Annotated in this window: 4 protein-coding genes and 1 tRNA gene; 1 reads left to right on the top strand and 4 read right to left on the bottom strand. The window is 73.0% G+C overall.

The window, feature by feature from the left end:
• Positions 1–7 precede the first annotated feature (7 nt).
• From ACSNN9_RS27115 to ACSNN9_RS27105, 3 genes are all read right to left on the bottom strand, one after another.
• A tRNA-Met gene (locus ACSNN9_RS27115) sits at positions 8–84 on the bottom strand.
• Between the two features lie 316 nt (positions 85–400).
• Complete coding sequence (locus ACSNN9_RS27110; RefSeq protein ID WP_436676108.1) at positions 401–3,445, bottom strand: UPF0182 family protein; 3,045 nt, start codon at positions 3,443–3,445, stop codon at positions 401–403.
• A 202-nt stretch (positions 3,446–3,647) separates the two neighbouring features.
• On the bottom strand, positions 3,648–4,661 hold the full coding sequence (locus ACSNN9_RS27105; RefSeq protein ID WP_436676106.1) for a YlbL family protein: 1,014 nt from the start codon (positions 4,659–4,661) through the stop codon (positions 3,648–3,650).
• 113 nt (positions 4,662–4,774) lie between these two features.
• Here ACSNN9_RS27105 and ACSNN9_RS27100 point away from each other — a divergent pair, with 113 nt between their 5' ends.
• Positions 4,775–6,076: a zinc-dependent metalloprotease gene (locus tag ACSNN9_RS27100; protein WP_436676105.1), complete on the top strand. Its 1,302-nt coding sequence runs from the start codon at positions 4,775–4,777 to the stop codon at positions 6,074–6,076.
• A gap of 147 nt (positions 6,077–6,223) precedes the next feature.
• On the opposite strand, the gene ACSNN9_RS27095 is transcribed toward ACSNN9_RS27100, so the two are convergent.
• Positions 6,224–6,838: a hypothetical protein gene (locus ACSNN9_RS27095; RefSeq protein ID WP_436676104.1), complete on the bottom strand. Its 615-nt coding sequence runs from the start codon at positions 6,836–6,838 to the stop codon at positions 6,224–6,226.
• Positions 6,839–6,872 lie beyond the last annotated feature (34 nt).

Genomic DNA, 6,872 nt, shown 5'->3' with positions numbered 1-6,872 from the left:
TCCGACGTGGTAGCGGGGACAGGATTTGAACCTGCGACCTCTGGGTTATGAGCCCAGCGAGCTACCGAGCTGCTCCACCCCGCGTCGGTTCGTATACCGTATCCCACCGACCCCCGTCCCCGCAAAACGACCCCGGTGGCCGGCCGCCCGGGCCCGCGTCCGGCCCCGGGCGGCGTACGCCTCAGCGCAGCGAGTCCTCGATCGCCGCCACCGCCCGCCGGCTGTCGGCGTCGACCTGGGACCGCGTCGACGAGGTGCCTTCCCAGCCCTGCTCCCAGAGCACTTCGAGATCCGGACGCCGGCCCGGGACGTCGAGGGCGATCCCACGGAACGCGACAGCGCCCCCGGCGTCGGGACCGGTTCGGTCCGTGGGCCGGGGGCGCCGCGAGGGTGGTACGGGTCAGCCGCCCGGTGTCGGTGCGGCGCTGCCGCCCGGTGCCGGGGACGCCGGCGCGCTCGCCCCGGGGGTCGGGGACGCCGGCGCGCCGGCCCCCGGGGTCGGGGCGGTGGCGGCCTGCTGGGCCCGCTGGAAGGCGGTGAGCGCCTCGTCCAGCGCCTTCAGGGCGCGCCCGTACCGCTCGAAGTCGCCCGAGGTCTGCGCGGCGCGGACCTCCGCGATCGCGGCCTGGACGCGGTTGGCCGCCTCGGCCAGCTCGCCGGTCATCGGGGGCGCGGTCCCGCCCGGCGGCGTGCCACCGGCCGGCGGCGGGGTGCCACCGGCGGGCGGCGGGGCCCCGGGGGCGCCCGCCTGCTTGCCCTGCTCGACGAGTTGCTTGATGCCGTCGGCCACGTTGTTGGCCAGCACCACGTACGAGCCGCCGTCGCCGTAGGACATCAGCACCCGCTGCAACAGCGGCGGCGCGTTCTGCGCGGCGGTCTTCACGTAGACCGGCTCGACGTAGAGCATGCCGTCGCCGAACGGCAGCGACAGCAGGTTGCCGTACTGCACCTGGGCCTGCTGCGACTGGAGCAGGTTGAGCTGCTGCCGGATGTTGGCGTTGTTGGTCATCGACTGGTGCACCTGCACCGGGCCGGAGACCCGGGTCTGGTCGGGCAGGTCGAGCACCTCGAGCCTCGGCTGCCCGTCCACGTACGACCCGGAGATCAGCGCGGCGAGGTTCTCCCGGCCGTTCGGGGTGACCGCCGAGGTGAGCTGGAAGCGCGCCGAATCCTGGCCGGGGAACTGCGTGAAGAGGTAGTAGGGCGGCTGCTTCTGGCCGGTGTCGGGGGCATCCGGCACGTTCGGCACCTGCCAGAAGTCCGTCTCGGAGTAGAAGGCGCCGGGGTCGGTCACGTGGAACCGGGTCAGCAGGTTGCGCTGCACCTTGAACAGGTCGGCCGGATAGCGGAAGTGCTCGGCCAGCTCCGCCGGGATCTCCGACTTCGGCACCACCAGGTCACCGCCGAACGCCTTGTTCCACGCCTTGAGCACCGGGTCGGTCTCGTCGAACTCGTAGAGCCGGACCGTGCCGTCGTACGCGTCGACGGTGGCCTTGACCGAGTTGCGGATGTAGTTGACGTTCTCCCGCGCGAGCTGGAAGGTGCCCCGCCCGGTCAGCTCGTCGGCCGTCTGCTCCTGGAGGTTGACGCGCTCGGCGTACGGGTAGGTCGCCGCCGTGGTGTAGCCGTCGATGATCCACTGGATCCGGCCGTCCACCACCGCCGGGTACGGGTCGCCGTCGAGGGTGAGGAACGGGGCGACCTTCTCCACCCGGTCGCGGGGGTTGCGCACGTAGAGCAGCTTGGAGTTGTCGTTGACCGCGTCGGAGAGCAGGAAGTTCGACTCCTGCTCCTTGATCGCGTAGAGCAGCCGCCGGGTGAACGAGCCGATCTCGACGCCGCCCTCGCCGGTGTAGGTGTAGGACTCGCCGCCCTCGCCGACCGGGCGGTCGAACTCCGCCTTCCGCTCCGCGTCGGTCTGGCCGACGATCGCGTAGTCGCCGGCGTCCATCCGCTCGCCGTAGTAGACGCGGGGCTGCTTGGCCGCGATCTGCTCGGTCTGCGAGGCGCACTGCTCGCCCGTCTGCTGGCCCTGCTCCTTCTGCTGCTCCTGCGGGTCGCCGAGGAAGCCGGAGACGAAGAAGGGCTGGCCGCCGCAGACCACCCGGTTGCCGGGCGCCGCCACCAGCCCGTAGCCGTGGGTGTAGACGGTGTGCCGGTTGATCCAGGTGTTCTGCTGGGGGGTCAGCTGCCGGTAGTTGACCTCGCGGAGGCCGACCACGTAGTCCTGCACCTTGCCGTTGACGCCGTATCGGTCGACGTCCAGCTTCTCGCCGAAGTCGTAGAACTGCCGGACCTGCTGGCGCTGGGTGTACGTCTCGGAGACCAGTTGCGGGTCGAGCAGCCGGATGTTCGGCACCACGGAGGTGTCCGTGGCGAGGGTCGCCGGCGGCCTCAGGTTGCTCGCCGCGTACGGCGTGGTGGTGGCCGCCTCCAGGCCGAACGCCGAGCGGGTGGCCTTGATGCTCCGCTCGATGTACGGCGCCTCCTTCTCCTTCGCGCTGGGCTTGACCTCGAAGGTCTGCACCGCCCAGGGGTAGATGCCGCCGATGGCGACGGCGGAGACGCCCAGCAGGGCGAGCGAGATGCCCGGCCAGACCAGGTTCCGCATCCAGGCGTTGGAGAAGACGATGATCGCGATCGCCACCACGATGGAGATGTAGGCGAGGATCTCCTTGGCCGGCAGCAGCGCGTTGACGTCGGCGTAGCCGGCGCCGTAGACGGGGCCGTCGCCGTACTCCAGCAGCATCGCGCGCCGGTCCAGCACGTACGCGAGCGCCTTGAGCAGGACGAAGACCGCGACGAGCGTGCTCAGGTGGGCCCGGGCGGCGTTGGTCATCCGGTCGCCGACGCCCTGGAGCCGGACGCCGCCGAAGATGTAGTGCACGGCGAGCGCGCCGATCACGGAGAGCACCACCGCGGTGAAGCCCACCCCGAGCAGGTAGCGCAGGAAGGGCAACTGGAAGACGTAGAAGCCGACGTCGATGCCGAACTCCGGGTCCTTCACGCCGAAGTTCCCGCCGTTGCGGAAGAGCAGCCACTGGTTCCACCGGCTCTGGGCCGACAGCCCGGCGAAGAGGCCGACCACGGCGGCGACCAGCGCGGTCCACAGGCCGAGCCGGGGGCTCAGCAGCATCCGGTAACGCTCCAGGGTGGCCTGCTCCGGCGAGTGCGGGCGCATGCGGGGACGCAGCCGCTGGGCCAGCCAGAGGTTCCCGCCGACGAACAGCGCCATGCCGAGGCCGACGGCGAGGAAGAGCACCAGCCGGGTCGTCAACACCCCGGTGAAGACCTTGGTGTAGCGGACCTCGTCGAACCACAGCCAGTCCGTCCACGCCTGGACACCCCAGCCGAGCAGGGTGAAGAGCACGAACACCCCGACCAGGACACCGATCGTGACGCGTCCGCGTCGGCTCATCCTCGGCAGGGGGCTGCTGCTCTTCATGACCACTGTTGGCTCCGCACGCTCGATGTGATCGGCTCCGACCAGGCACCCAGAGTACGGGGTGTTCCTGAACGTGTCGGTCCAAGGTCACACCGCGACCACCCGGCGCCACGCCGAGCCACCGGAGCGTCGCTGGACGGGCAGCCCGTGCGGACGCCGCCGATCGTCGCTCCGCCCACCGGGCACCACCCGCGCGTCGTGGTCAGCAGCGGGCCGGCTGGCCCCCGATGCGCAGCGCCTCCAGCGCGGTCAGCGCCTCGTCGAGCGAGCCCACCCGCAGCAGCGGCAGCCCGGGCTGCGGGTTGCGGACGGCCTCGGCGCAGTTCGCCGCCGGCACCAGGAACGCCACCGCGCCGGCCTCCTTCGCGCCCACCAGCTTCTGGGCGATGCCGCCGATCGGACCGACCTGGCCGGCGTCGTCGATCGTGCCGGTGCCGGCGATGACCTTCCCGCCGGTCAGGTCCTCCGGGGTCAGCTTGTCCACGATGCCGAGGGCGAACATCAGGCCGGCGCTCGGCCCGCCGATGTCCTCCAGGTCGATGTTCAGGGTGAACGGGTGCGGCTGCTGCTGCTCGATCTCGACGCCGATGCGGGGCCGGCCGTCCTGCTCCCGGCTGGTGACCGCCGCCGACGCGGCGACGCCGCCCCGGGTGTAGCCGATCTGAAGCGCGCTCCCGGCCGGCTTCGCCCGGATCAGCTCGGTGAGGCGGACGGCCAGCGGCACCGGCTGCCCGTCGACCGAGGTCAGCACGTCGCCGGGCTTGAGCACGCCGGCCGCCGGGCCGTCGGCGGCGACGGTCTTGACCACCACCTGCACCGGGAAGCCCAGCTCGCGCAGCGCCGCGGTCTCCGCGCTGGTCTGCGAGACCTTGAAGTCCTCCGCGTTGCGCTCCTCGACCTCCTCGCGGGTCTCCCCGGGCGGGTACACCAGCTCACGCGGCACCACCGCCTCGTCGTCGGAGAACCAGCCCTGGATCGCCGAGCGCAGCTTGACCGAGGGCTGCACCCCGACCGTGGTCAGCCGGAGCTGACCCGCGGAGGTGGAGGTCTCCCGGCCGGTGACCTGGATGACCTCCTTGCCGTTCTCCTTGCCCAGGGTGTTGACCGTCGGCCCCGGGCCGAGCACCACGTACGGGATGGGCGCGCCGAGCACGCCGATGCTGAGCAGAGCGGTGAGCAGAGCACCGAGCAGGACGGTCACGCCGCGACGTCTCATGCGGCAGAGCGTACCGACCGGGATCGGGGCCTCCGGCGGGTGAATCGCGACTTCGCCCTCAGCGCAACGCCAGCGACGGCTACCTGGGGCGCGGCGCGCGTACCGTAGACGTCGTGCCTGATATTCCGTTCGGTTTCGCGCTCCCGGGTGGGCAACCACCAGACCCCAACGATCCCGCGCAGATGCAGCAGTTCATGTCGCAGTTGCAGCACCTGCTCTCCGCGTCGGGCAGCGGGCCGGTCAACTGGGACCTGGCCCGCCAGGTGGCCGCCAGCCAGCTCGCCGCCGCGGGCGACCCGGCGGTGTCGCCCTACGAGCGCAACGCGGTGGAGGAGGCGTTGCGGCTCGCCGACCTGTGGCTGGAGCCGGCCTCCGCCCTGCCCTCGGGCATCCAGACCTCGCTGGCCTGGAACCGCAACGAGTGGATCTACAAGACGCTCGACGTCTGGCGCAAGCTCTGCGACCCGGTCGCCAGCCGCATGGTCGGCGCGATGAGCGACCTGGTGCCGCCGGAGGCGCGCGCCCAGCTCGGCCCGATGCAGTCGATGGTCGCCACCCTCGGTGGCGCGCTCTTCGGTGGCCAGCTCGGCCAGGCGCTCGGCTCGCTCGCCGCGGAGGTGCTCTCCGCCGGCGACATCGGGCTGCCGCTCGGCCCGGCCGGCACGGCCGCGCTGATCCCGGCCAACATCCGGGCGTACGGCGAGGGCCTGGAGCTGCCCGAGGACGAGGTGCGCCTCTACGTGGCCCTGCGCGAGGCCGCCCACCAGCGGCTCTTCCAGCACGTGCCGTGGCTGCGCGGGCACGTGCTCAACGCCGTGGAGATGTACGCCGCCGGCATCCGGGTCAATCGGGAGGCGATCGAGGAGGCGATGGGCCGGGTCGACCCGACCGACCCGGAGTCGATGCAGGCGATCGCGCTGGAGGGCATCTTCACGCCGGAGGACAGCCCGGCGCAGAAGGCGTCCCTGGCCCGGTTGGAGACCGCCCTGGCCCTGGTCGAGGGCTGGGTCTGCCACGTGGTCGACAGCGCGGCGAGCGGCCGGCTGCCCAACGTCGTCAGCCTCGGCGAGGCGTTCCGCCGCCGCCGGGCCGCCGGTGGCCCGGCCGAGCAGACCTTCGCGGCGCTGGTCGGCCTGGAGCTGCGTCCGCGCAGGCTGCGCGAGGCGGCGGCGCTCTGGGCGGCGCTGACCGAGCACCGGGGCATCGCCGGCCGGGACGCCCTGTGGGGCCACCCCGACCTGCTCCCCTCCGACGACGACTTCGCCGACCCGGTGGCCTTCGCGATGTCCGAGTGGGACCTCGGCGAGTTGGAGAGCTTCGACTTCAGCGCGCCGGGTGGCCCGGAGGAGAAGGCCCCGGGCGAGCCGGAGCAGCGCCCGGGTGACGACTCCGGGGACGGCGACGCCCGCCCCTGACCCGTCGACGACGGATGCCGCCCGACCCACCCGGGTCGGGCGGCCCTAGCTTGCGGGCGGCCCTAGCTTGCGGTCGAGCGCAGCCAGCGGTCGAGCGGCCAGGCCGTGGCGCGGGCAGCGAGGGCGCTCCCCCGGTCGGCGGACGGGTCAGCGGGGCAGCGCGGTGCCGGAGAGCAGGGCGCGGGTGGTCTCCCAGCCCTCCACGGCCGGGTTGAGGAAGGCCAGGTCGGCCGGCCCGCGCAGGCGCCGCCAGGCCGGGGTGACCGCCAGGTCGCCGGGTCGCGGCGCCGCCGCGCGCACGGCCGCGGGCCGCGCGGTGTCCAGGTCCAGCGCCGGCAGCCACGCCGGTACGGGCAGGCGCGTGGCCACGCCGAGCAGGCCCGGTCCATCCCCCTCGACCGGGGCGACCGCGACCGGCCGGGTGGTGAGGGGGCGCAGCAGCTTGCCGATGGTCAGGCCCGGCACGTCCGGCGCGTCGCCGGCGATCACGGCCACCTGGTCGTAGCCGGCGTCCGCGAGGGCGGCGAAGACGGCGTTCGGGGTCGCCTCGGGCACCTCGTACACGGCCGTGTCCGGCCAGACCACCGCGTCGGCCAGCCGCCGGTCCGTTGGGGTGACGGCGACGGCCGTCTCCACCTCGTTGAGCATGGCGAGCAGGTCGACCACGTCCTCGGCGAGCGCGGCCCGCCAGTCCACCGGGTCGATGCCGGGCGGCGCCCAGGCCACCGTTCCGAGCAACGCCACCACCACACGTCGGGCCACCCCCCGACCCTAGCCGGGCTCCGCCCGGCTAGGG

The sequence above is a fragment of the Micromonospora sp. URMC 107 genome (assembly GCF_051386315.1).
In the GTDB taxonomy this organism is placed as follows: domain Bacteria; phylum Actinomycetota; class Actinomycetes; order Mycobacteriales; family Micromonosporaceae; genus Micromonospora.
This window is presented reverse-complemented; position numbering and strand designations above follow the sequence as displayed.

Coding starts and splice junctions, on each gene's coding strand:
- ACSNN9_RS27110 (WP_436676108.1), bottom strand. CDS start 3,445: ATGAAGAGCAGCAGCCCCCTGCCGAGGATGAGCCGACGCGGACGCGTC.
- ACSNN9_RS27105 (WP_436676106.1), bottom strand. CDS start 4,661: ATGAGACGTCGCGGCGTGACCGTCCTGCTCGGTGCTCTGCTCACCGCT.